Origin of the sequence: Streptococcus cristatus ATCC 51100 (genome assembly GCF_000222765.1) — a bacterium.
Lineage (GTDB): Bacteria > Bacillota > Bacilli > Lactobacillales > Streptococcaceae > Streptococcus > Streptococcus cristatus.
Window position 1 is genome coordinate 138,713 of sequence record NZ_AFUE01000001.1, and the last position, 21,258, is coordinate 159,970.

Annotated in this window: 24 protein-coding genes; 3 read left to right on the forward strand and 21 right to left on the reverse strand. The window is 43.4% G+C overall.

Going from position 1 to position 21,258, the window contains the following annotated elements; genetic code table 11:
• Positions 1-44: 44 nt before the first annotated feature.
• The 15 genes from phoU to HMPREF9960_RS00775 form a co-directional block, all read right to left on the reverse strand.
• Positions 45-698: a phosphate signaling complex protein PhoU gene (gene phoU / locus HMPREF9960_RS00705; protein ID WP_005591940.1), complete on the reverse strand. Its 654-nt coding sequence runs from the start codon at positions 696-698 to the stop codon at positions 45-47.
• Between the two features lie 11 nt (positions 699-709).
• The gene (gene pstB, locus HMPREF9960_RS00710; protein WP_005590258.1) at positions 710-1,468 is read right to left on the reverse strand and encodes a phosphate ABC transporter ATP-binding protein PstB; all 759 of its coding nucleotides are present in this window, start codon (positions 1,466-1,468) and stop codon (positions 710-712) included.
• Positions 1,469-1,495: 27 nt separating this feature from the next.
• Complete coding sequence (pstB, locus tag HMPREF9960_RS00715; protein ID WP_005590257.1) at positions 1,496-2,299, reverse strand: phosphate ABC transporter ATP-binding protein PstB; 804 nt, start codon at positions 2,297-2,299, stop codon at positions 1,496-1,498.
• A gap of 10 nt (positions 2,300-2,309) precedes the next feature.
• Complete coding sequence (gene pstA, locus HMPREF9960_RS00720; protein ID WP_005590256.1) at positions 2,310-3,194, reverse strand: phosphate ABC transporter permease PstA; 885 nt, start codon at positions 3,192-3,194, stop codon at positions 2,310-2,312.
• Positions 3,184-4,101, reverse strand: a complete 918-nt coding sequence (pstC, locus tag HMPREF9960_RS00725; RefSeq protein ID WP_005590255.1) for a phosphate ABC transporter permease subunit PstC — start codon at positions 4,099-4,101, stop codon at positions 3,184-3,186. Before pstC ends, pstA begins: the two co-directional genes overlap by 11 nt.
• The gene (locus tag HMPREF9960_RS00730; RefSeq protein WP_005590254.1) at positions 4,098-4,982 is read right to left on the reverse strand and encodes a phosphate ABC transporter substrate-binding protein PstS family protein; all 885 of its coding nucleotides are present in this window, start codon (positions 4,980-4,982) and stop codon (positions 4,098-4,100) included. Before HMPREF9960_RS00730 ends, pstC begins: the two co-directional genes overlap by 4 nt.
• Before the next feature lie 98 nt (positions 4,983-5,080).
• Positions 5,081-6,394: an RsmF rRNA methyltransferase first C-terminal domain-containing protein gene (locus HMPREF9960_RS00735; protein ID WP_005591947.1), complete on the reverse strand. Its 1,314-nt coding sequence runs from the start codon at positions 6,392-6,394 to the stop codon at positions 5,081-5,083.
• 1 nt (position 6,395) lies between these two features.
• Positions 6,396-7,166, reverse strand: a complete 771-nt coding sequence (locus HMPREF9960_RS00740) for an inositol monophosphatase family protein (RefSeq protein ID WP_005590250.1) — start codon at positions 7,164-7,166, stop codon at positions 6,396-6,398.
• Complete coding sequence (locus HMPREF9960_RS00745; RefSeq protein WP_005590249.1) at positions 7,156-7,434, reverse strand: UPF0223 family protein; 279 nt, start codon at positions 7,432-7,434, stop codon at positions 7,156-7,158. Before HMPREF9960_RS00745 ends, HMPREF9960_RS00740 begins: the two co-directional genes overlap by 11 nt.
• A gap of 3 nt (positions 7,435-7,437) precedes the next feature.
• Positions 7,438-7,836, reverse strand: coding sequence for a Spx/MgsR family RNA polymerase-binding regulatory protein (locus HMPREF9960_RS00750; protein WP_005590248.1), 399 nt, complete (start codon positions 7,834-7,836; stop codon positions 7,438-7,440).
• 119 nt (positions 7,837-7,955) lie between these two features.
• The gene (locus HMPREF9960_RS00755) at positions 7,956-8,879 is read right to left on the reverse strand and encodes a bifunctional riboflavin kinase/FAD synthetase (RefSeq protein ID WP_005591932.1); all 924 of its coding nucleotides are present in this window, start codon (positions 8,877-8,879) and stop codon (positions 7,956-7,958) included.
• Positions 8,880-9,012: 133 nt separating this feature from the next.
• On the reverse strand, positions 9,013-10,014 hold the full coding sequence (gene galE / locus HMPREF9960_RS00760) for a UDP-glucose 4-epimerase GalE (protein ID WP_005590246.1): 1,002 nt from the start codon (positions 10,012-10,014) through the stop codon (positions 9,013-9,015).
• A gap of 76 nt (positions 10,015-10,090) precedes the next feature.
• Positions 10,091-11,575, reverse strand: coding sequence for a UDP-glucose--hexose-1-phosphate uridylyltransferase (gene galT / locus HMPREF9960_RS00765; RefSeq protein WP_005590245.1), 1,485 nt, complete (start codon positions 11,573-11,575; stop codon positions 10,091-10,093).
• Positions 11,572-12,231, reverse strand: a complete 660-nt coding sequence (locus tag HMPREF9960_RS00770) for an HAD family hydrolase (RefSeq protein ID WP_005590244.1) — start codon at positions 12,229-12,231, stop codon at positions 11,572-11,574. Before HMPREF9960_RS00770 ends, galT begins: the two co-directional genes overlap by 4 nt.
• Positions 12,232-12,242: 11 nt before the next feature.
• A complete protein-coding gene (locus HMPREF9960_RS00775; RefSeq protein ID WP_005590241.1) occupies positions 12,243-13,421 on the reverse strand; it encodes a galactokinase in 1,179 nt (392 codons plus the stop codon).
• 197 nt (positions 13,422-13,618) lie between these two features.
• Here HMPREF9960_RS00775 and HMPREF9960_RS00780 point away from each other — a divergent pair, with 197 nt between their 5' ends.
• Together HMPREF9960_RS00780 and birA are read left to right on the forward strand one after the other, a co-directional pair.
• The gene (locus HMPREF9960_RS00780; RefSeq protein ID WP_005590240.1) at positions 13,619-14,620 is read left to right on the forward strand and encodes a LacI family DNA-binding transcriptional regulator; all 1,002 of its coding nucleotides are present in this window, start codon (positions 13,619-13,621) and stop codon (positions 14,618-14,620) included.
• A gap of 14 nt (positions 14,621-14,634) precedes the next feature.
• Complete coding sequence (gene birA, locus HMPREF9960_RS00785) at positions 14,635-15,570, forward strand: bifunctional biotin--[acetyl-CoA-carboxylase] ligase/biotin operon repressor BirA (protein WP_005590238.1); 936 nt, start codon at positions 14,635-14,637, stop codon at positions 15,568-15,570.
• A gap of 83 nt (positions 15,571-15,653) precedes the next feature.
• Here birA and HMPREF9960_RS00790 read toward each other — a convergent pair whose 3' ends face one another.
• The 3 genes from HMPREF9960_RS00790 to dnaG all read right to left on the reverse strand — a co-directional run bounded on the left by HMPREF9960_RS00790 (position 15,654) and on the right by dnaG (position 19,034).
• A complete protein-coding gene (locus HMPREF9960_RS00790) occupies positions 15,654-15,995 on the reverse strand; it encodes a metal-sulfur cluster assembly factor (RefSeq protein WP_005591978.1) in 342 nt (113 codons plus the stop codon).
• A gap of 121 nt (positions 15,996-16,116) precedes the next feature.
• Positions 16,117-17,229 carry an RNA polymerase sigma factor RpoD gene (gene rpoD / locus HMPREF9960_RS00795; protein ID WP_005590235.1) on the reverse strand — a complete coding sequence of 371 codons (1,113 nt, stop codon included), beginning with the start codon at positions 17,227-17,229 and terminating at the stop codon, positions 16,117-16,119.
• A 2-nt stretch (positions 17,230-17,231) separates the two neighbouring features.
• A complete protein-coding gene (dnaG, locus tag HMPREF9960_RS00800) occupies positions 17,232-19,034 on the reverse strand; it encodes a DNA primase (RefSeq protein ID WP_005590234.1) in 1,803 nt (600 codons plus the stop codon).
• Between the two features lie 137 nt (positions 19,035-19,171).
• Between dnaG and mscL the strand changes: the two genes are divergently transcribed.
• Positions 19,172-19,558 (forward strand): large conductance mechanosensitive channel protein MscL, encoded by a 387-nt coding sequence (gene mscL, locus HMPREF9960_RS00805; RefSeq protein ID WP_005590233.1) that lies wholly within the window; start codon positions 19,172-19,174, stop codon positions 19,556-19,558.
• Positions 19,559-19,654: 96 nt separating this feature from the next.
• Here mscL and rpsU read toward each other — a convergent pair whose 3' ends face one another.
• The 3 genes from rpsU to HMPREF9960_RS00820 all read right to left on the reverse strand — a co-directional run bounded on the left by rpsU (position 19,655) and on the right by HMPREF9960_RS00820 (position 21,200).
• A complete protein-coding gene (gene rpsU / locus HMPREF9960_RS00810; protein WP_000048054.1) occupies positions 19,655-19,831 on the reverse strand; it encodes a 30S ribosomal protein S21 in 177 nt (58 codons plus the stop codon).
• Between the two features lie 159 nt (positions 19,832-19,990).
• Positions 19,991-20,614, reverse strand: a complete 624-nt coding sequence (locus HMPREF9960_RS00815; RefSeq protein WP_005591933.1) for a Type 1 glutamine amidotransferase-like domain-containing protein — start codon at positions 20,612-20,614, stop codon at positions 19,991-19,993.
• A gap of 13 nt (positions 20,615-20,627) precedes the next feature.
• Positions 20,628-21,200 (reverse strand): class I SAM-dependent methyltransferase, encoded by a 573-nt coding sequence (locus HMPREF9960_RS00820; protein ID WP_174263557.1) that lies wholly within the window; start codon positions 21,198-21,200, stop codon positions 20,628-20,630.
• Positions 21,201-21,258: the final 58 nt, after the last annotated feature.

Genomic DNA, 21,258 nt, shown 5'->3' on the forward strand with positions numbered 1-21,258 from the left:
CTCAAAACAAAAAAGACAAGCTTAGCCTGTCTCTTTAACATATATTATAATTCAATAATTTTACCCGTTTCAAAGTAAACGACCCATTCGCAGATGTTTTTGGCATAATCGCCGATACGTTCCAAGAAAGAAATAACCTGGAAATAATCACGGCCAGTAACGATGGCTTCAGGATTTTTCTTGATTTCTTCCGTAGCCAGGTCACGAATGCTATCAAAATAATGGTTGATTTTTTCATCCATAGCTGCTACCTCATAGGCTTGATCTACAGAACCATTTAGGTAGAGATCAAGGGCAGCTTCAACGAAATTTTTCACATCGCGACCCATCTTTTTAATTTCGTCCTCGACAGCTGGAATACGCTGCTCGCCCTTCATACGAATAGCCGCTTTTGCAATGGATACCGCATGGTCTCCCATACGCTCTAAGTCTGAAACAGCCTTGAGAACAGTCAAGACAGTTCGAAGGTCTTGAGAAACAGGTTGTTGGAGGGCAATCATTTCAAATGATTTCTTTTCCAATTTCACTTCATATTCGTTTACTTCTGCATCATCTTCGATGACTTCCTTTGCCAAGTCACGGTCATGTGTGACAAAAGCACGCACGGTGCGGTTGATTTGTGAGAGCACTTCTTGTCCCATTGCGTAGAACTGATTGTGCAATTTCTCCAAATCTTCTTCAAATTGAGATCGTAACATCATTCAACTCCTTATCCAAATTTTCCTGTAATATAATCTTCTGTTTCCTTATTTTGTGGGTTGAGGAACATCTCCTTAGTATCATTAAACTCCATCAAATCGCCACCCAAGAAGAAGCCTGTTTTATCCGAAAGCCGAGAAGCCTGCTGCATGGAGCGCGTCACCAAGAGCATGGTATAGGTGTCCTTAAGTCCATAGAGAGTTTCCTCAATTTTACCCGCAGAGATTGGATCTAGCGCTGACGTTGGCTCATCCAAGAGGATAATTTTCGGACTGGTAGCCAAAACGCGTGCTACACAAATCCGCTGCTGTTGACCACCAGAGAGACCGATAGCGGAATCATGTAAACGGTCTTTCACTTCGTCCCAAATAGAAGCCCCAATCAAGGAACGCTCCACCGCTTCATCTAAAACCTGTTTATCCTTAATACCATTGATGCGCAGTCCATAGACAACATTTTCATAAATGGTCATTGGGAAGGGATTAGGTTGCTGGAACACCATGCCAATCTCTTTGCGCAACTCCACCGTATCTGTCCGAGGACTGTAGATATTGTGTCCGTTATAGATGACCGTGCCAGTCGTAGTGACTTCAGGATTCAAATCTCCCATGCGGTTGATAGCCTTAAGCAAGGTGGATTTCCCTGAACCGGACGGTCCAATCAAGGCAGTGATTTCATTAGGCATAAAGTCCAAGGAGACACTATTGAGTGCTTTCTTTTTATTATAATAAACCGACAAGTCCTTGACTTGCAAAATAGGTTCTGTCATAAGTTCATTCCTTTAGTTTCTTCACCTCTAACCAAAATGACCAGAAACATAGTCATTGGTCGACTGCAGTTTGGCATTTTGGAAGATATTGGCAGTCTTGTCGTACTCAATCAAATCTCCTAGATAAAAGAAGCCGGTGTAGTCACTGGCCCGGGCAGCCTGCTGCATATTGTGAGTTACGATGATGATCGTATAGTCCTTTTTGAGCTCAAACATAGTCTCTTCCAGCTGCATGGTCGCAATCGGATCCAGCGCAGAAGCCGGCTCGTCCATAAGCAAGATATCTGGCTTGACCGAAATAGCTCGGGCAATACAGAGTCGCTGCTGCTGGCCGCCTGACAAAGTCAAGGCTGACTTATGAAGATCATCCTTGACTTGGTCCCAAAGTGCGGCTTGTTTGAGCGAAGTTTCAACAAGTTCATCCAAAATATTTTTATCTTTTACACCAGCTCGTTCATGGGCAAAGGTAATGTTGCGATAAATAGACTTAGCAAATGGATTGGGCCGTTGGAAGACCATGCCGATGTGCTTACGCATTTCGTAAACGTTGATATCAGACCGATTGACGTCTATTCCTTGGTAAAGAATTTGCCCTGTTACCTTGGCAATATCAATCGTGTCATTCATACGGTTGAGACTGCGGAGATAGGTCGATTTCCCTGAGCCAGACGGACCAATCAGAGCTGTGATTTTATTCTTTTCAAACTGCATATCAATGCCCTTGATGGATTCTTTTTTACCGTAGTAAACATGCAAATCCTTGGTCGAAAGGGCTACCTTTTCTTCAGGAAAAGTAATGATATGTTTTTCATTCCAATTATATTCTGTCATTGCTTCTCCTTTATGCAGAGGTTAATTTCTTGTGCAAGTAGGAACCGAGTTTGCGGGCTCCAAAGTTGAAAATCAAGATAAAAATCAGAAGCACCGCTGCTGATCCTGCTGACACCACAGTGCCATCAGGAATGGTTCCCTCACTATTGACCTTCCAGATATGGACAGCCAGCGTCTCCGCCTGACGGAAAATCGAAATCGGGCTGGTAATGCTAAAAATGTTCCAATTAGACCAATCCAGAGCTGGCGCAGATTGACCAGCAGTATAGATCAAGGCAGCTGCTTCACCGAAAATCCGACCAGAAGCAAGGACAATCCCTGTCACAATCCCTGGAAGAGCCTCTGGAATCACCACATGCAGTACTGTTTCCCAGCGGGAAATTCCTAGAGCTAGTCCTGCTTCACGTTGTGTATGGTGAACGTGGCGTAAGCTGTCCTCGACATTCCGAGTCATCTGAGGCAAATTGAAGACAGTCAGAGCCAAGGCACCAGAGATGATAGAAAAGCCATACTCAAACTGGACAACGAAAATCAAATAGCCAAAGAGTCCGACTACCACGGATGGCAGCGAGGACAGGATTTCAATACAGGTACGGACAAAGTTGGTCACTGGTCCTTTCTTAGCATACTCTGACAGATAAACCCCAGCCCCCATAGAAAGAGGAACAGAGATAATCAAAGTAATCACCAACAGGAAGAAGGAATTGTAGAGCTGAATCCCAATACCACCTCCAGCCTGATAGGAAGAAGATTTTCCAGTCAGGAAAGACCAAGAAATGTGCGGCAAGCCTCTTACCAGAATATAAAGAATCAGAGAGGCAAGAATAGCAACAATGATACTCGCTATCGTGTAGAGAATACCAGTCGCCAATTTATCTAATTTCTTAGCGTGCATAGTTTTTCTTACCTCTTTCTTTTGTAATCAGTTTAATGACACTGTTAAAGGCCAAGCTCATCATCAAGAGCACCAGAGCCAGAGACCAGAGGACGTTATTGTCCACTGTTCCCATAACGGTATTTCCGATTCCCATGGTCAAAACGGAAGTCAGGGTCGCCGCAGGTGTTGTCAAAGAGGTTGGAATCACGGCAGAGTTCCCAACAACCATCTGGATAGCCAGGGCTTCACCAAAGGCACGCGCCATTCCAAAGACCACCGCTGTAAAAATACCTGAGCGAGCAGCCTTTAGCGTCACCCGCCAAATAGTTTGCCAGCGCGTAGCCCCCATAGCCAGACTCGCTTCACGGTAGTGGCGTGGTACAGCACGCAGACTGTCCGTCGTCATAAAGGTAACGGTCGGCAAAATCATGACAAAAAGTACGAAAATACCAGACAAAATCCCAAATCCGGTACCGCCAAAAACAGTCCGAACAAAGGGAACCACAACCTGCAAGCCGATAAATCCGTACACAACAGACGGAATCCCAACCAAGAGTTCGATCGCAGGCTGAAGAATCTTGGCTCCTTTAGGCGACACTTCAGTCATAAAGACAGCCGCTCCAATAGCAAAGGGAGTTGCAATCAATGCTGACAGGATCGTAACAATGAAAGACCCCAAGATCATCGGCAGGGCACCGAATTCCTTACCTGACGGATTCCAAGTGGAGCCAAATAAAAATTCAAACACATTGACTCCATTGACAAAGAAGGTCGATAAGCCTTTTTGTGCTACGAAGATTAAAATCATGGCTACAATCAGGACGATTAAAGACAGGCAGGCAAAGGTGATATATTTCCCAAATTTTTCCAGACGAGAGTTTTTCGAAGGGGATAGTAATTTTTTTGCTAATTCTTCATTTCTCATTTGCTATCTCCTTTTAAGCTCGTAACATTTCCATCAGCATCCTTGCTGACCTGCATTTCCTTGATGGAAATATAGCCCATTCCTGAGACAATCCCATCCTGAACTTCGTCTGACAACATGTAGTCCAGAAACTCTGCTGCAAGACCAGTCGGCTTGCCCAATGTATACATATGCTCATAAGACCATAGTGGCCAAGCATTGGTCGCAACATTCTTAGCCGTTGGCTCGTAGCCATTGAGCTTCAAAGTCTTGACAGAATCATCCACATAAGCAAAGGCCAGATAAGAAATGGCTCCCGGTGTTTGAGAAACAATGGACTTAACCATCCCATTTGAATCTTGTTCCTGACTTTGAACGGCTGATTTACCAGCCATAATAACACTGTCAAACGTAGCTCGAGAACCAGAGCTTGCCGCACGGTTGATGATGGAAATCTCTAGATTTTCCCCACCCAGCTGCTTCCAGTTTGTCACTTCGCCAGTAAAAATCTTCTGCAGCTGCTCTGCCGTTAAATTATCGACAAATACTTCTTTATTGACAATCACGGCAATTCCAGCGACTGCTACTTTGTGATCGACAAGGGCTGAAGCGTTAATCCCTTCTTTTTCCTCAGCAAACACATCTGAGTTGCCAATTTCAACCGCACCAGACTGAACCTGAGACAATCCCGTACCTGATCCGCCACCTTGAACATTGACTGTTTTTCCAATATTGGCCGAACCAAACTCATCCGCTGCTGCTTCGACAAGCGGCTGAAGAGCTGTCGAACCAACGGCAGTCATAGACTCCCCTCGGTCAATCCAGCTGGAACAAGCAGAGAGGCTAACTGCAAATAGCACTAGAACTGCTGACAAAATCAGCTTATATTTTTTCTTCACCATTTTTTTCCTCGAAATCTTGAGAATGATAGTGGAATGTCTATATTGAAAAAATCTGAAAATCCCACTATATCCACTATAACATAGAAAGAGGGCTTTGCCTAGTCTTTTGAACGAAAGCGAAGCCCCTTTGGGAAATAATTTTTCAAGGTATTTCCAGTAATTTTTGCAAAGCCCAGACCATTGCCTTGGGCAAGCACTTGATACCAGCCATTTGGATAGTTTTGAGAGAGTTGAACCGTCTCGCCTGCTACATATTTGCTAAAAGACTCATCATCAATCTCAAGGACTGAGACGACTTCACTAGGCCTCAAGGCTAAACCTAAGGCAAAGCTCGGTTCAAAGCGATTTTTCTTAAATTCTCCTAGATGCAGGCCATTACGAGCAATTTTTAGTTTGGAGATATCTGGCAGTCCAGCTGGCAGCAGATACAGATTATCACCAAAAGTATCTAAATGTCCTTCTAGCTCAATTTTTAGATGCTTTTTCTGGAAATCTTGCCAGAGTTTTCTCTGCTCTGCTGTCAATTTATTTTTGGTCGCCTTGATTTTTTTAGCAGACTGACTGCCTGTAAAGCGAAATTTCGCTACAAATTGTCCTTCTCCTTTGAAATGGTGGGGATACATACGAGCTGTTTCTGGAAAATCAATCCCTGCAACCATGCCATTGATTTTTGGTATTTCAAGCAATTCCAAGGGAAAATTCTCTAAAAGCCAAGCGACAATTTCTTCATTTTCTTCTGGCGCCCAAGTGCAAGTTGAATAAACCAACTGCCCGCCTGTCGCCAACATCTTGACAGCGTCCTCTAGAATTTCTCGTTGCAAACGCGCACACTGGGCAGGATATTCCGGACTCCAATATTGAGTAGCATCTGGCTGCTTGCGAAACATTCCTTCGCCAGAGCAAGGAGCATCCAGAACAATGAGGTCGAAATAGCCCTGAAAAACCTTAGCCAATCGATCCGCAGATTCATTGGTGACAAGGACATTTCGCGCTCCAAAACGCTCAATATTTTCCACCAAAATTTTACTACGTTTAGCATTGATTTCGTTAGAAACCAGCAAGCCTGTATTTCCCAGATAAGAGAGTAAATGAGTAGATTTTCCACCTGGTGCAGCCGCTAAATCCAAAACTTTCATGCCCTTTTGCGGTGCTGCAACCTGAGCGACCATTTGCGCAGCAGGCTCCTGAGAATAAACCAGCCCCGTGACATGTTCCACTGACTTCCCAGACACTTTTCCGTAATAACCCCAGTCTGTATTTGGAATCGCATCTGTAAAATCTTTCTGATTCTCTTTTAAGGGATTGCTGCGAAAAGCTGAAATCGGATCTTGATCAAAAGTCGCAAAAAAGGCCTCTGCTTCCTGTCCCAAGATCTTCTCATACTTTTCCTTAAAACCTGCTGGAAAGTCCATACTAGCCTTTTCCCTTTCGTAAATACTCTTGTAATTCATCCAACTTGCACTTTGGTGCAATCATAATCGGCTCCTGAGTCTGAAAATTTGGCTGATTGCCATCTAGAGTCTGAATGACGAAGCCCAGTTTGTCAGCCATCACATAGGCCGCCGCATAGTCCCAAGGCCAATTATAAGAGAAATAGGCGGCTAAACCACCAGCCAAGGTCTTAGCAAAACTAATCCCAGCACTGCCATAGACACGCACACCCAAGCAATCACGAGCTAAATCAGCTAGTCCCCAGTGATTATGCTCCAGCATACTAGCATTTGAAGCAATAAGATATTGCTGCAAGGGCTTGTCAATAAAAGCAGACAACTTTCTGTCATTGCAGTACACATCAAAAGCCCCGCCTCCATGAAAAAGCTGGTCCCTTGTCACATCGTAAATCAATCCGAACTTGCCCTGCCCATTTTCGAAATAAGCTAACATAATAGCAAAATCAGCCCGCTGGGTGATGAAATTATTGGTACCATCAATGGGATCAATCACCCAGACATTACCATCCACGATGTCGTGTCGTAGGTCATTTTCCTCGGCCAAAATCGCGTCGTCAGGATACTGAGCTAAAATTTTCCCAACCAAGTCATCCTGGATGAAGCGGTCCATTTGAGTCACCAAGTCAGTCGGGCTGCTCTTTTGTACGACATCCAAGTCATCATAGAGATGCTCCCTTAAAAAAGCACCTGCCTGATAAACTATTTCTTTCGCAAAATGAAATTTATTTTCCAAGAGAAATCATTCCTTTCCCTTTCCTTTTCGCCTCCTGAACAGCGCGATAAAGAGAATAGCCACTGACCGTCTCAAACTCACGGCCAAGTCGCTTCTCTTCTCCCTTGCTGGGAACAACTTTCTTGAAGACTGCATAAGACTGGAGCAGTTTTTCCGCTTGAATCTTCTGTTCATAGGCTTGCTCTACATCATTAAAAAAAGAAAGCACTGAAGCAAGCTCTTCAGTGCTCCACGATAAGTCTAGTGGGTAACTATAATTTTTTTCCATATTTTAAATATCAGCACGCATAGTTGCGGCTCTGAGTTCTTCTTTCCGATAGCCTCTAGGCAAGAAAGCACGAATTTCATCTTCATTGAAGCCGATTTGCATTCGTTTACCATCGAGGATAATTGGGCGACGCAAAAGACTAGGATTTTCCTCAATCAGCTTAATAAGTGTTGAAATCGATAAATCCTCTACGTCTAAATCTAGTTTTTGAAAAATTTTTGAGCGGGTTGAGATGATGTCATCAGTGCCATTTTCTGTCAATGAAAGAATGTGTTGCAATTCTGGAGCAGACAGAGGGCTCGTCATGATATTATGCTCCGTAAATGGAACTTCATGACCAATCAACCAAGCACGCGCCTTGCGACAGGAAGTGCAGCTAGGCGATAAAAATAATGTAATCATGCTGTTCTCTTCTTATTTTTATATAGTAACTAACTCTATTATACTAAATTTTATCTCTCTTGACTAGATATTTTTGAGAATCGGCTCGAAATACTAAGAAAAATATTAAAAACTGACATTTATTCCGAACGTTCCCAATTTCTTGCCACTTCTTCATCACTCTTTAATTGAGTCACTAGCTCCTCGATACCATCAAATTTAACCATATCACGAATCTTATCCAGCCAGATAATCCGAATCGTATCGCCATAGATTTCCTCCGCAAAGTCAAATAGATTGGCTTCAAAACGAAGCTCATCTCCTTCAAAGGTCACATTTTTGCCAACGCTAGCCATGCCACGAAAAATCTTGCCATTGTGCTCAACATCTACCACATAGACACCATCTGCTGGCAAAATCACGCGATCCAATGGTGCTAGATTGGCCGTTGGATAGCCAATGGTACGCCCTCTAGCATTGCCATGAACCACAATGCCACGAGTAGAGAGAGGATAGCCTAATAGCTGATGCGCCTTGGCAACATCACCATTTTGAATGGTCTCTCTAATCCGAGTAGAAGAGATTTTTTCATCATCTTGATTGACCGATGAGACGATGACAATCCGACCATCGAAATAGTCTGCAAGCTCCTCTGCCTTTCTCTTGTCAGATCCAAAATGGTAATCAAAACCTGCCACAACTGCCTTTGCTTTAAGCGCAGAAACGTACTTATCAAAAAATTCTCGGGCTGTATTTTTAGAAAAATGACTAGTAAAGTCAATCAAGTAAAGGTAGTCCACACCCAAATTTTCTAAGTGAGCAGCGCGTTCCTCAGGATGATTCAAATGCAACATCAACTCTGGCTGATAGCGGACAAAAGCCAATTTGGGTGACTCAGGAAAGGTCAGTACAGCAATCTTCAGTCCTTGCTCAGCTGCAATTTTCCTTGCTTCCTTAAAAAGTGTTTGATGCCCTTTATGCAGGCCGTCAAAATAGCCCAGAACCAAGACTGTATCTTCTTCCTGATTTATCTCTAATTCATTATTTATTCGTCTTATTTTCATCATTTTTCTATTTTACTATGTATCCGCTTTTTTTACAACAAATTAAATCCCATGAAAAGAACTTCTATCGCTCCAAGAAAACACCTTGCTATCTCTAACAAAGTGTCTCAGTAAATATTTGAAACTACACTGGTTACTGACGATCATCATAGCCATTTGGATGATTGGAATGCCATTTCCAAGCAGTTTCGATAATGGTTTCGATATTGTCAAATTTCGGCTGCCAGCCCAAAACTTTTCTCGCTTTCTCAGAAGAAGCAATCAGCGTATCTGGATCCCCTGGGCGTCGCTCTGCTATTTCCAAAGGAATAGGATGGCCGGTCACCTTACGGGCGGCTTCTACAATCTGCAGGTTGGAAAAACCAGTCGAAGAGCCAAGGTTAAAGGCATCCGAAGGTTGACCAGCTCGCAGGTGTTCAACAGCCAGAATATGGGCATCAGCCAAGTCGAAAGGATGGACATAATCGCGGACATTGGTTCCGTCTGGAGTATCGTAATCGTCGCCAAAGACGGCAATCTTCTCTCGTTTACCCTGAGCTACCTGAAGCACAATGGGCAGGAGATGGGTCTCTGGTCCATGGTCCTCACCAATCGAGCCGTCGGGCTTGGCACCAGCCACATTGAAATAACGCAGGGCTACAAACTTGATGCCATAGGCCTGGTCTGCCCAGCGCATAATGGTCTCCATCATAAGCTTGCTCTCACCATAAGGATTGATCGGCTTTTGCGGAGTCGTTTCCAGTATCGGCACTTCCTCAGGAATGCCATAAGTCGCCGCAGTCGAAGAAAAGACAATATTTTTAACGCCGCATTCCTGCATGACCTCCAGAAGAGAAATCATACCGGCTGTGTTATTGTCAAAATACTTGAGCGGATCCGCCATAGACTCGGCGACCAGTGAAAAGGCAGCAAAGTGAATAACCGCATCGATGGATGGATGCTTGGCAAAGACATCTCGCATAAAGTCCTTATCCGTCAAATCCCCCTCATAAAAGACTGCCTGAGGATGAACCGCTGCGCGATGGCCAGTCACCAAATTATCAACAACGACCACCTCTTCCTTGCCTGCTTCTACCAAACGGTCTACCATGTGCGAGCCGATATAACCAGCTCCACCTAATACTAAAATTGCCATGTTTCTCTCTTTCTTGTCTTGATTTATACTTTAACTATTCTATCAAAAATAGGGACAAATGAAAACTCTCCTGCAATTATTCCTCTTTCAAACCAACAGATTGGACAAAGCGCATGAAAGCATCCTGCCCCTCCTCTGTTTGCTTGTAAACACCCGCATCTTCCAGTACTCGGCTGAAAATTTGTCCAACCGATGCCTGAACTACTCCTTCCACCATCTCAGCGGAAACATCTGGATTCTGGTCTTTGAGTTGATTGGCCCACTCCTGATGGTAGACAGCGACCTGACAGTCTTCTCCCAGCAGAAACAGTCCCACCTGCTTGAGTTCTTCCTTGAGCCGAGGCGGCAGAATAGCCAGTCCCATAACCTCAATCAGACCGATATTTTCTTTCTTAATATGTTGCACATCCTTATGAGGATGGTAAATGCCGTCTGGATGTTCTGCGGAAGTTTGATTGTCCCGCAAGACCAAGTCTAGCTCAAAACATCCATCTTTTTTGCGGGCAATCGGTGTGATGGTATGGTGAGGCTCACCCTCAGACTCTGCCAACACCTGCACACTTAGATCAGAATAAGTCCGCCAAGCTTGCAAGATCTTGTCAGCCAACTCAATCAACTGTTCCTTCTTATCAGACTTCAGACGAATGACAGACATAGGCCACTTGACAATACCTGCTTCCACCTCTTCAAATCCGCTAAAAGCAAAACTGCAATCCAGCTCTGCTATTTCCATAGGAAAAGTATGCCGTCCGCCCTGATAGTGGTCGTGGGTCAGGATGGAGCCACCGACAATAGGCAGGTCGGCGTTGGATCCTGCAAAATAGCCTGGAAAAGTCTCGACGATGTCCAGCAGGCGCTCAAAGGTCAGTCGGCTGATAGCCATAGGAAGGTGCTGGCTGTGCAGAAAGATGCAATGCTCATTAAAGTAGGCATAGGGCGAATACTGGAAGCCCCATTCCTGTCCGGCCAAATCGAATCGAATAATCCGATGGTTAGCGCGGGCAGGGTGATCCAAGCGGCCTTGGTAGCCTTCATTTTCCATGCAGAGCTGGCAGGCTGGATAATGGCTGTTCTTAGCCTTTTTAGCTGCCGCAATTTCCTTGGGATCCTTTTCTGGCTTAGAGAGATTAATGGTGATTTCCAAATCTCCATAGGTAGTCGGTGCTTTGAAAGCAATATTTCTAGCAATAGCCTTGACCTTGATGTAGTCATTCTTTTGACTAAGCTGGTAAAAATCAGCCACAGCTTGCTCGGGATTGGAAGCATAGGTCGTCCAGAAGTCCTGATTGAGCTGGCTAGGGGCAGGTGTGATGAAGTTCATAAGCTCAGCACCAAGGATTTCACGCGCAGTCTGACTATCCTCAATCGTCTCTAATCTAACTGCCTCCTCAACCAGCTGGTCCTTGAGGCCAATCAAGTCATCCAACTCAGTCTCAACTTCTAAAACGCCATCTCCCACTCGTGCCAAAACACGATTGATCAGGTAGATTCGATCCATTTCCTCAAATGAACTTTCAGAAATGACTTCTGTGATAAATGCATCTAGAACTCCCTGACTCATTGATTCTCCTTCTTACATTCTAAATAGTCTCTGACAGCGTCTAAATCCTGAAAAACTTGTTCTGTTTTATTTAAGAAAGACTGCGCTGGTATTTTTAAGTCTGGAATACAAATGATTGGTATCCCAGCCCTATACGCTGCCTCAATCCCTGCTTCACTATCCTCTAGTACTAAGCAATTCTCTGGTAAAACGTTCAAATCTCTACAGGCCTTTAAAAATATATCAGGGTAAGGTTTGCTTCTCTTTACATCTTTTGCAAAAACTAGATGGTCAAATAGGGACAGTATACCATTGCTATCCAAGATCATTCTCGCTCGAGATTCAACACTTGAAGTTGCTAAGGCGATCGGAATGCCTTCTCTTTGCAAAAAAGCAAGCAAATTTTTAGCACCTTTTTTTAAATTTACACCTTTGGCTAATATTCGAGCTTCCAGTTCATAAACTTTTTCCAAGGTTTGGTCAAAGTTCCAAGGTAAATCATAGGTATCCAAAAATCGTTGAACATTCTCCTCTTCCCTATGTCCACTGTATTCTCTAGAATATGTTTCTTCTGTGAAAGGAATTCCAAAATCTTTAAGCAATTCTTGATAAACTTTTAGAGAAATGATCTCAGTATCAGCTAATAAGCCATCTAAATCAAATATTACAGCGTCCATTTACTTCTCTCCTAGTCTAAAACGCGAGTGCCACCTGCAACTTCAGCGATATAGAAGCTTGGAGCGTATCCAACGACTTCCTCGTAGTGCTTGCCAACAGCTTCCTTAAAGGCCTCAACGGCATCTTTTTGCACCAAGGAAATGGCACAGCCACCGAAGCCAGCTCCGGTCATACGGGCTCCCAGAACGCCTTCTTGCTCCCAGGCCGTGTGAACCAAGGTGTCCAGCTCTAGGCCAGTCACTTCATAGTCATGCTCCAATGAAACGTGGGAAGCATTCATGAGGCGGCCAAACTTGTCAAGATCGCCTGCCTGCAAAGCTGCCCGCGCTTGCAAAGTGCGTTGATTTTCCAAAACGGCATGGCGAGCCCGTTTGAGGCGATTTTCGTCCTCTATCAGATAGCTATACTCATCAAAGGACCACTCGTCCAACTCACCCAAGGTTGCGATAGATAGCTTGCGGTTCAGTTCTTCAACAGCTTTTTCACACTCCGCCCGACGCTCATTGTACTTAGAATCCGCCAACTCACGCCGCTTGTTGGTATTCATAATCACTACAACATTATCCTTCAAATCAAGTGGCACCAAGTCATATTCCAAGGTATTGGTATCTAAGTAAATAGCCCGCTGGTCAGCTCCCATACCGATGGCAAACTGGTCCATAATACCAGAATTAACCCCGATAAATTCATTCTCAGTTAATTTACCGATTTTCACTAGGTCCAGACGTTCCAACTGCAAATCAAAAAGTTTCTCGGCCATGATACCAGTTAAAAGCTCTAGCGATGCAGAAGAAGACAAGCCCGAGCCGTTGGGAATATTTCCATAAACATAGACATCCATGCCTCGGTCAATCTTATGGCCTGCCTCCTGCAGAAAATGCAGAACTCCTTTTGGATAGTTGGTCCAGTTATGCTCAGGCTCAAAGTGCAGGTTTTCCAGTGGCACTTCAATAATCCCTTTTTCTTCAAAATTCCCTGAGAAGAATCGCAAGAGCTGGTCGTCCCGCTTGCGAGCCGCTCCATAAGTTCCTAGAGAAATGGCTGCAGGAAAGACATGGCCGCCGTTATAGTCCGTATGCTCGCCGATCAGATTGATCCGACCGGGTGAAAAGAAAGTGTGGTCCGCTTCTACTCCAAAAACCTTGGCAAAATCTGCGCGGATTTGCTCTACTGAAATGACATTTGACATAAACTAAACTCCTTTAAAATGATGATCGATATTGTAATCGTTTTCTTGATTTCATTATAACTGTTTCCGAGTAAAACTTCAATAATTTTAGTAAATTTTTACTTAATAAAGCGATCACCTAATATTTACTAAATTCCTCTTTGTTATTTACTTGTTTTTGAGGTATAATAGCCCATATAAGACAATAGGAGAAAAAAATGGCTACGATTAAGGATATTGCCCAAGCTGCTGGAGTCTCTCCCGCTACAGTTTCTCGCGTACTCAACTACGACCCAGCCATGTCAGTCAGTGATGGCACTCGTAAAAAGATTTTTGATATCGCTGAGCAGCTGAACTATAAAAAATCAAGAAAAAGGAAGCCAAGCAAGGCTCAAGCCTACCGTATCGGGCTCATTGAATGGTACACTGAGCAGGAAGAGCTCGATGACCTTTACTACTACTCCATTCGCTTGGGTATTGAAAAAAAAGCCCAAGAATTGGGCTATGAGATTCTCAGAGTCTTTCAAAATGATTCTCTTGAGCAATTGAAAGACATTGATGGTTTGATTGCCATCGGTAAATTCAGCCCAGCTCAAATCCAGCAGCTGGAGCAGTACAGTAGCCACTTAGTTTTTGTCGACAGTGATACGCTTAATGCAGGCCACAGCTGTGTGACGGTGGATTTTGAGAATGCTGTACAGAAGGTTCTTGAGCACTTCATGAACGCTGGTTTTGACCAGATTGGCATGATTGCTGGGCAAGAAAGAACCTCTGACCAGGCTAGCCTCATCAGCGACCCTCGTTTAGCGAGTTTTCAGCAGTATCTATCTGATAAGGGAATCTTCCAAGCTGACTTGGTTAAGGTAGGCAGCTTTTCTTCGGAATCAGGCTATCAGATGATGACAGAGATTATCAATGAACACATAGACCAGCTCCCGCCCGCCTTCTTCATCTCTAGCGATGCTTTGGCTATCGGTGCCTTGCGGGCTCTGCAAGAACACGGAATCCAAGTTCCCCAAGATGTCAGCATTATTTCATTTAATGATACGTCTATTGCTAAGTATATCTATCCCAGTCTCAGTACGGTCACCGTTTTTACAGAAGAAATGGGCAAGCAGGCTCTGCACATTCTAAATCAAATTTTAACATCCGAAGAGGACTCCATTCCCTATATGGTCAAACTTTCTACCAAGCTGACCATTCGAGAAAGCAGTATTTAACAGAGAAAGAACGAATGAAAACCTACGAACAATTATTTACCATTCTCAGCCAAGCTGACGATTATGTAAACGGAGAAAGTCTGGCTCAGACACTGGGCATTTCCAGGACTTCCATTTGGAAAGCTATTCAACGCTTGGAAAAAGAAGGAATCCAGATCGATTCCGTAAAAAATCGGGGCTATAAGCTCAAAGCGGGGGATTTACTATTCCCAGAAATCATTGAAAAAGAGGCGCCCATCAAAGTTTCCTTCAACCCCAACTGCCAATCTACTCAGATAGATGCCAAAGCAGGTCTGGAGGCGGGTGGCGAAGCAAATACCCTTTATCTAGCTGCTGCTCAATCCGCTGGTCGCGGTCGCTTCGGCCGAGACTTTTTCTCTCCAAAACAGGGCGGCTTTTACATGTCCCTCCATCTCAAACCCAACCTAGCTTTTGATCAAATCCCTGCCTATACCCTCCTGACAGCTGGAGCCATCTATCAAGCTGTAAAAAATCTAACCCTCATAGACATAGATATCAAGTGGGTCAACGATATTTACTACAAGGATAAAAAAATCGCAGGCATTTTAACCGAGGCCATTACTTCAGTCGAGACAGGCTTAGTCACAGATATTATTATCGGGGTCGGGTTTAATTTTTGCATTAATGATTTTCCGGAAGAATTGCAATCTAAGGCTGGATCACTCTTTACAGAGCGAGCTCCTATCAGCAGAAATGAGCTGATTGCTGAAATCTGGAGATGTTTCTACGAAAGCGATCCCCAAGACTTGCTCTATCTTTACAAAAAGCACTCTCTAGTCCTAGGTCGCCAAGTGGGCTTCCATCAAAATAATCAAACCTATAAGGGACTTGCTAGCGATATCTCGGACAGCGGCCAACTTCTAGTCCAGTTGGAGAACGGCCAAAATATCTGGCTCAACAGCGGGGAAATTTCACTGACTAGCTGGTAGTCTACCCAAGATTGTATTCAAAAAGCACTTGATCTTTCGTTTCAAGTGCTTTTCTGTATACTCTTTCTTCCAGTATGATGTCGCTATTTAATCCCCAATGCAATCCGAGCATAACGACTCATCTTTTCCACTGTCCAAGCGGGGTACCAAACCAATTTGACTTCTGTCTTAGTAACCTCTGGTACATCTGACATAGCATCATAGATCTGGTCAGTCAGAAGATCCGCCAGCGGGCATCCCATGGTTGTTAGGGTCATATCGATTTCCGTTTCCCCAGTAGTCTCGTCAAAACGGATTTCATAAATCAAGCCGAGATTGACAATATCAATTCCCAGCTCTGGGTCAATGACCTGCTCCAAGCTCTCCAAAATACGCGTTTTAATCTTTTCAACTTCTTCAGGGCTGTATTTTTTTCTGACATACATATCCTCCTTATAAATATAGCAGAAAGTTCAAGTTAGCTCGAGGGGGCCTTTGTTTTCAGCTAGGATTGCCGACTTGACACTTCCTACTGAAAGATTCCTGCCCCTTCTTGCTCTTCATTTCTTAATCTTCGATAAAGTCTCTGAGTGGTTTGCTACGACTTGGATGGCGGAGTTTACGTAGGGCCTTGGCTTCAATCTGGCGAATCCGCTCACGGGTGACATTGAAGACCTTGCCGACATCTTCCAGCGTCCGCATTTTTCCATCGTCCAGACCAAAGCGTAGGCGCAAGACATTTTCCTCACGATCTGTCAAAGTATCCAAGACCTCATCCAACTGCTCACGAAGAACGACACGAGTTGTGTAATCAACTGGATTTTCAATCACTTCGTCTTCGATAAAGTCTCCCAGATGGCTGTCATCTTCCTCACCGATTGGCGTCTCCAGAGAAACCGGCTCTTGAGCAATCTTGAGAATCTCACGAACCTTGTCAGGTGTCATATCCATCCGCTCAGCGATTTGCTCAGGCGTAGGATCTTGACCTAATTCCTGCAAGAGATTACGTTGCTCACGGACCAGCTTGTTAATCGTTTCCACCATGTGAACTGGAATCCGAATAGTCCGAGCTTGGTCAGCAATCGCACGGGTAATGGCCTGACGAATCCACCAAGTCGCATAAGTTGAAAACTTAAATCCTTTGGTGTAGTCAAACTTATCAACAGCCTTCATCAGCCCCATGTTTCCTTCTTGAATCAGATCAAGGAACTGCATACCACGGCCGACATAGCGCTTAGCAATGGAAACAACCAGACGAAGGTTGGCCTCAGCCAGACGCTGCTTGGCTTCTAAGTCACCCTGCTCAACCAAAATCGCCAGCTCTTGCTCTTCTTCATTGCTAAGAAGCGGCACAACCCCGATTTCTTTCAGATACATGCGGACTGGGTCATTGACCTTGGCTGAATTGCTACCCAAGAGCTCTTCATCGGTCAGTTCTACTTCTTCCTCTTCAGTATTCAGAACCCGCGCGCTGGGATTTCCTTCCTTATCCGTGATAGAAATGCCCGCATCCTGAATGCGTTGCAGCAAATCCTCAATCCCATCAGCGTCCAAAGTGAAAGGAATGACCAGCTGGTCATTGATTTCATCGTCTGTCGCTACACCTGTCTGCTTGTGATTGCGGATGAATTCTGCAATTTGAACGTCTAATGTTGTTACTTCTTTTTGTTTTGTAGCCATACCTACTCCATTCTTCTTTTTTGTGCGATTAAGCGCTCCACTTCTAATATAGCGGCATTCTCATCTCCAGTATGCAAAGCTTCTCGAACCTTTTTGCTAATCAGCTGATTATTCTTACGAAGCAATTCACGTTCCCTAGTTAACTCAACTTCTGCTAACTCTCCGTCTTCCATCTCCTCTGGCAAATCTTCCTCCAACATCCGATACCAAAGTTGCTGGACTCTTTCCGGTAAGCTAGATAAATCCTGCGAAGTCACTTCACCATTGGCCAGTAAAAGCTCGTATAACTCCTGCAGTTCCGCCGTATCAAAGGCAAAATCTGTGCGAAGCCGATAGCTATTTAAAACCAGCGGATTGTGTACCATACGATAGAGGATATGGATTTCTGCCTTTATCAGCCGTGATAGCTGTTTAGACAGTGGAAGATCTACCAGTACAGGTCTTCTTAGAGATTCTGACTGCTGTCCGCTTCGACTACTTCGCTCAGCCAAACGACTATTGTTAACCGTATTCTCTACCTGCTGGTAATCAAAATCCGGCAGCAACTCAGCCAACATATAAATATAGGAATTCTGAGCTGTAATAGACTGTGTCTGAGCAATAATTGGTGCCATTCGCTCCACAAATTCAATTTGAGCCTGCAAATTTTCAATATTATCCGGTTTGAGATAGCGTAAAAGGAACTCTACATCACTAATTCGCGTTTTAGTCAGAAATTGTCGCAATTCCTCGGCAGAATTTTTAGCAATAAATTCGTCCGGATCCATATCGTCAGGAAAGGACACAATCTCTACCGACATATCCCGCAGCTCTTCTAAAGCCTTGGCTGTCGCAGCCTGACCAGCCTTGTCTCCATCATAAGTCAGAATAATTTTCTTGCAATACCTACGCAGATGCTGGACATGTTCAGGCGTCAGAGCTGTTCCCATCGACGCGACTGCATTTTCAACTCCAGCCCGATAAGCCGCGATCACGTCCATAAAGCCTTCCATCAGATAGACTTCATGGCTCTTCTTGATAACCGGCTTGGCCTTATCCAGATGATAAAGCTCATAGCTTTTATTAAAAATAGGGGTGCTGCGACTATTCTTATACTTGGCAGTCTGTGAACCAGCCTCCGAATCTTGCCAGATCCGACCAGAAAAGGCGACAACCTGACCCTTGTCGTTGGTCAAGGGAAACATAATCCGGTTCTGAAAAGCATCATAGACCAGATTATTCTCTGCTAGATTAAAAAGACCTGAGTTCATGATGGTAGACTCATCAAACTTACCAGCCATGCTCTTATGAAGATAGTTGCCTTCATTAGGAGCCAAGCCGATTTGAAAATGCTTAATGACTTCATCCGTCAGACCACGCTGATAGAGATAAGCGCGTGCTTCCTCTCCTATCTTGGTCGTCATCAGAACCGCATGGTAGAACTTCGCTGCCTCTGTATGAATATCGTAGAGCGCCTGATGCGGATGAGCCTGTCTCGGTCGATCTGCGCCAGCTCTCTCCATACCTAAGGAAATGCCCGCTCTGTCTGCGACAATCTGCACAGCATCCATGAAGGATACGCCTCGGTAGTCCTCAATGAACTTGAAAACATCACCCGACTTGCCACAGCCAAAACAGTGATAAAACTGCTTGTCCTCTACAACGTTGAAAGAGGGCGTCTTTTCGCCATGAAAGGGACAAAGTCCCAAAAAGTTTCTGCCAGCCTTGGTCAAGGCTACCGTTTCTCCTATGACATCGACGATATTGACACTATTTTTTATTTCAGAAATCATTTCTTTATCCAATAGACAATACCTCCAATTCATCACAGAATATCACTCTATATTTTATAATAATTTGACGCAAATGTAAAACATTTGATAGGCAAATAACTTGAAATAATTGCTTCTTTAAGCTATAATATAATCTCAAATATTAAATTATTTTTTGAAAGGAAAAGAAAATGTTAAAGGATCTTAAAGAATTTTTGCTACGCGGTAACGTGATTGACTTGGCAGTAGGGGTTATCATTGCGAATGCTTTCGGAGCAATCGTCAATTCATTGATTACTGACGTTATCACTCCCCTCTTCCTCAATCCAATTTTGAAAGCTGCAAACTTGAAGCAAATCGCTGAATTGAAATGGAACGGAATTGCTTATGGTAACTTCTTGAGCGCCGTGATCAACTTCTTGGTAGTCGGTACTGTTCTCTTCTTCATCGTGAAGTCTGCTGAAAAAGCACAAAGTCTTGCTAAAAAGAACGAAGAAGCTGCTGAAGAAGCACCAGCTGGACCAACAGAACTTGAAGTTCTGCAAGAAATCAAGAGCTTGCTTGAAAAACAAAACTAATATCCAAACAGCACTGAAAAATCTGTGCTGTTTTTATTATATACTTCCCATTCAAAAGAAAAAACAGCCAAATCGGCTGCTTCCTCATTCTATTGATTAGAATTTTTTACGTTTACGAGCTGCTTCTGATTTACGTTTGCGTTTTACAGAAGGTTTTTCATAGAATTCACGTTTGCGTGTTTCTTGAAGAGTACCAGCTTTAGTAACCGCACGTTTGAAACGACGAAGAGCATCGTCAAGAGATTCATTCTTACGTACTACTGTTTTTGACATTTTTTTCACTCCCTTCAAGTCCAAGATCTACTCTATTCTACACGCAAAATGGATAAATGTCAAGAAAAAAACTGCCATAAACTTATATTATCTTCACTTTCTTTTTTAAAAGCAACAAATTGTTAAAATGAACATCATAATAGCAAAAAGAAATTTATTTTAATCCTGTTCAGAAACGACTTCTCTTTCTTCACCATTTACAATTACGGCTTGGGAATTGTTCGTTAGCATTAAACTGAGCTTATTTTTATACATTTCAAAGGTCTTTTTGCTACTATCAGTAAAAGGCTCCTCACCATAATGTGGAAGGATGTAAAAATCCACTTCATCCAATCCTGCTGTATCAGATAACTCTGTCGCTACGGTCTTATCGTCCATGAGTTTATTGTAGTCAATATCCTTAGCTGTAATGATAGCCCCTGCTGATTCTCCCACATAGACCAACCCATCTCTTATTTGTTCTTTGATGAGAGATAGGAGTTGCTTTTTCTTTAATTCTTGCAACAAATAAAAGGTATTTCCGCCTGAGACATAAAGAATCTTGCTTTGGAAAATCTTTGCCTGTGCAGTTTCTCGATCACAAGAAGCAATATCTAGAACCTCTATTTCAAAGCCTAAATCTCTGAATGTTTGCTGAGCCTCATCGATATAGGCAGTATAGTCCTCTTTGTTCCCAGCGGTAGGAATAAATAGAACCTTTTTTTCTAGATTTTTTTCCTTTGCATAATCACTAAAAAGATTTTTGACACCAGCAAAATATGAACATAAAAATAATTGTTTCATGATTGTACCTCCATTAGTTTTTAACAATTTTATAAAGGATCCACGATCCCCTTCTTTGACTAGTTACGAGCGCAAAGCCTACTGATAACAAGAATCGTTTAAATACTTCTTCGCTTTGAAATTTCGGTAAAAAATAAGATAACTTGTTATATTCACAAGCTAGTAAGAGCATCCCGTCTGATTTGAGTATCCTTCGAAGCTCTATAAAAGAAGCCTCTAGATCTTGCCAATGAAAATGCGTTTGAAAAGCTGTAATCAAATCAAAACTTTCATCAGAAAAGCCTGTCTCCCTAACGTCTCTTCGTTCAAAATTTAAATTGACCATCCCTATCTGTTTGGCTTGAGCTATTGCAGTGTCTGAAATATCGATTCCAGTTACAGTACTTTGCGGAAAGGTTTCTTTCAGTAGAATGGTTGAACGACCATTCCCAACTCCTACATCTAGGATTGCAGGGTAAGAAGTTCTATCCAGATAACGAATTGCCCATACAAACATGGGAAGATAGGCTCGATTCCACAATTTCATCATTCGTTTTCCTAGAAAGCCCGAAGGGTTCTTTGATTGCTGAATCAAAGAATGAAACATGAGTAATAAAAGTATGATAGAAATGATAATTATTATATGAAACACTCTTCAATCCTCC

Bases quoted from the DNA above. Each gene is read 5' to 3' on its own strand.
- mscL (WP_005590233.1), top strand. From the start codon at position 19,172: ATGTTAAAGGATCTTAAAGAATTTTTGCTACGCGGTAACGTGATTGAC.
- pstC (WP_005590255.1), bottom strand. From the start codon at position 4,101: ATGAGAAATGAAGAATTAGCAAAAAAATTACTATCCCCTTCGAAAAAC.
- HMPREF9960_RS00790 (WP_005591978.1), bottom strand. From the start codon at position 15,995: ATGTATGTCAGAAAAAAATACAGCCCTGAAGAAGTTGAAAAGATTAAA.
- HMPREF9960_RS00745 (WP_005590249.1), bottom strand. From the start codon at position 7,434: ATGGAAAAAAATTATAGTTACCCACTAGACTTATCGTGGAGCACTGAA.
- pstB (WP_005590257.1), bottom strand. From the start codon at position 2,299: ATGACAGAATATAATTGGAATGAAAAACATATCATTACTTTTCCTGAA.
- rpoD (WP_005590235.1), bottom strand. From the start codon at position 17,229: ATGGCTACAAAACAAAAAGAAGTAACAACATTAGACGTTCAAATTGCA.
- dnaG (WP_005590234.1), bottom strand. From the start codon at position 19,034: ATGAATTGGAGGTATTGTCTATTGGATAAAGAAATGATTTCTGAAATA.
- galE (WP_005590246.1), bottom strand. From the start codon at position 10,014: ATGGCAATTTTAGTATTAGGTGGAGCTGGTTATATCGGCTCGCACATG.
- HMPREF9960_RS00735 (WP_005591947.1), bottom strand. From the start codon at position 6,394: ATGGACTTTCCAGCAGGTTTTAAGGAAAAGTATGAGAAGATCTTGGGA.
- HMPREF9960_RS00775 (WP_005590241.1), bottom strand. From the start codon at position 13,421: ATGTCAAATGTCATTTCAGTAGAGCAAATCCGCGCAGATTTTGCCAAG.
- rpsU (WP_000048054.1), bottom strand. From the start codon at position 19,831: ATGTCAAAAACAGTAGTACGTAAGAATGAATCTCTTGACGATGCTCTT.
- galT (WP_005590245.1), bottom strand. From the start codon at position 11,575: ATGAGTCAGGGAGTTCTAGATGCATTTATCACAGAAGTCATTTCTGAA.
- HMPREF9960_RS00820 (WP_174263557.1), bottom strand. From the start codon at position 21,200: ATGTTTCATTCTTTGATTCAGCAATCAAAGAACCCTTCGGGCTTTCTA.
- HMPREF9960_RS00770 (WP_005590244.1), bottom strand. From the start codon at position 12,231: ATGGACGCTGTAATATTTGATTTAGATGGCTTATTAGCTGATACTGAG.
- HMPREF9960_RS00755 (WP_005591932.1), bottom strand. From the start codon at position 8,879: ATGAAAATAAGACGAATAAATAATGAATTAGAGATAAATCAGGAAGAA.
- pstB (WP_005590258.1), bottom strand. From the start codon at position 1,468: ATGACAGAACCTATTTTGCAAGTCAAGGACTTGTCGGTTTATTATAAT.
- pstA (WP_005590256.1), bottom strand. From the start codon at position 3,194: ATGCACGCTAAGAAATTAGATAAATTGGCGACTGGTATTCTCTACACG.
- HMPREF9960_RS00750 (WP_005590248.1), bottom strand. From the start codon at position 7,836: ATGATTACATTATTTTTATCGCCTAGCTGCACTTCCTGTCGCAAGGCG.
- birA (WP_005590238.1), top strand. From the start codon at position 14,635: ATGAAAACCTACGAACAATTATTTACCATTCTCAGCCAAGCTGACGAT.
- HMPREF9960_RS00815 (WP_005591933.1), bottom strand. From the start codon at position 20,614: ATGAAACAATTATTTTTATGTTCATATTTTGCTGGTGTCAAAAATCTT.
- HMPREF9960_RS00780 (WP_005590240.1), top strand. From the start codon at position 13,619: ATGGCTACGATTAAGGATATTGCCCAAGCTGCTGGAGTCTCTCCCGCT.
- HMPREF9960_RS00730 (WP_005590254.1), bottom strand. From the start codon at position 4,982: ATGGTGAAGAAAAAATATAAGCTGATTTTGTCAGCAGTTCTAGTGCTA.
- phoU (WP_005591940.1), bottom strand. From the start codon at position 698: ATGTTACGATCTCAATTTGAAGAAGATTTGGAGAAATTGCACAATCAG.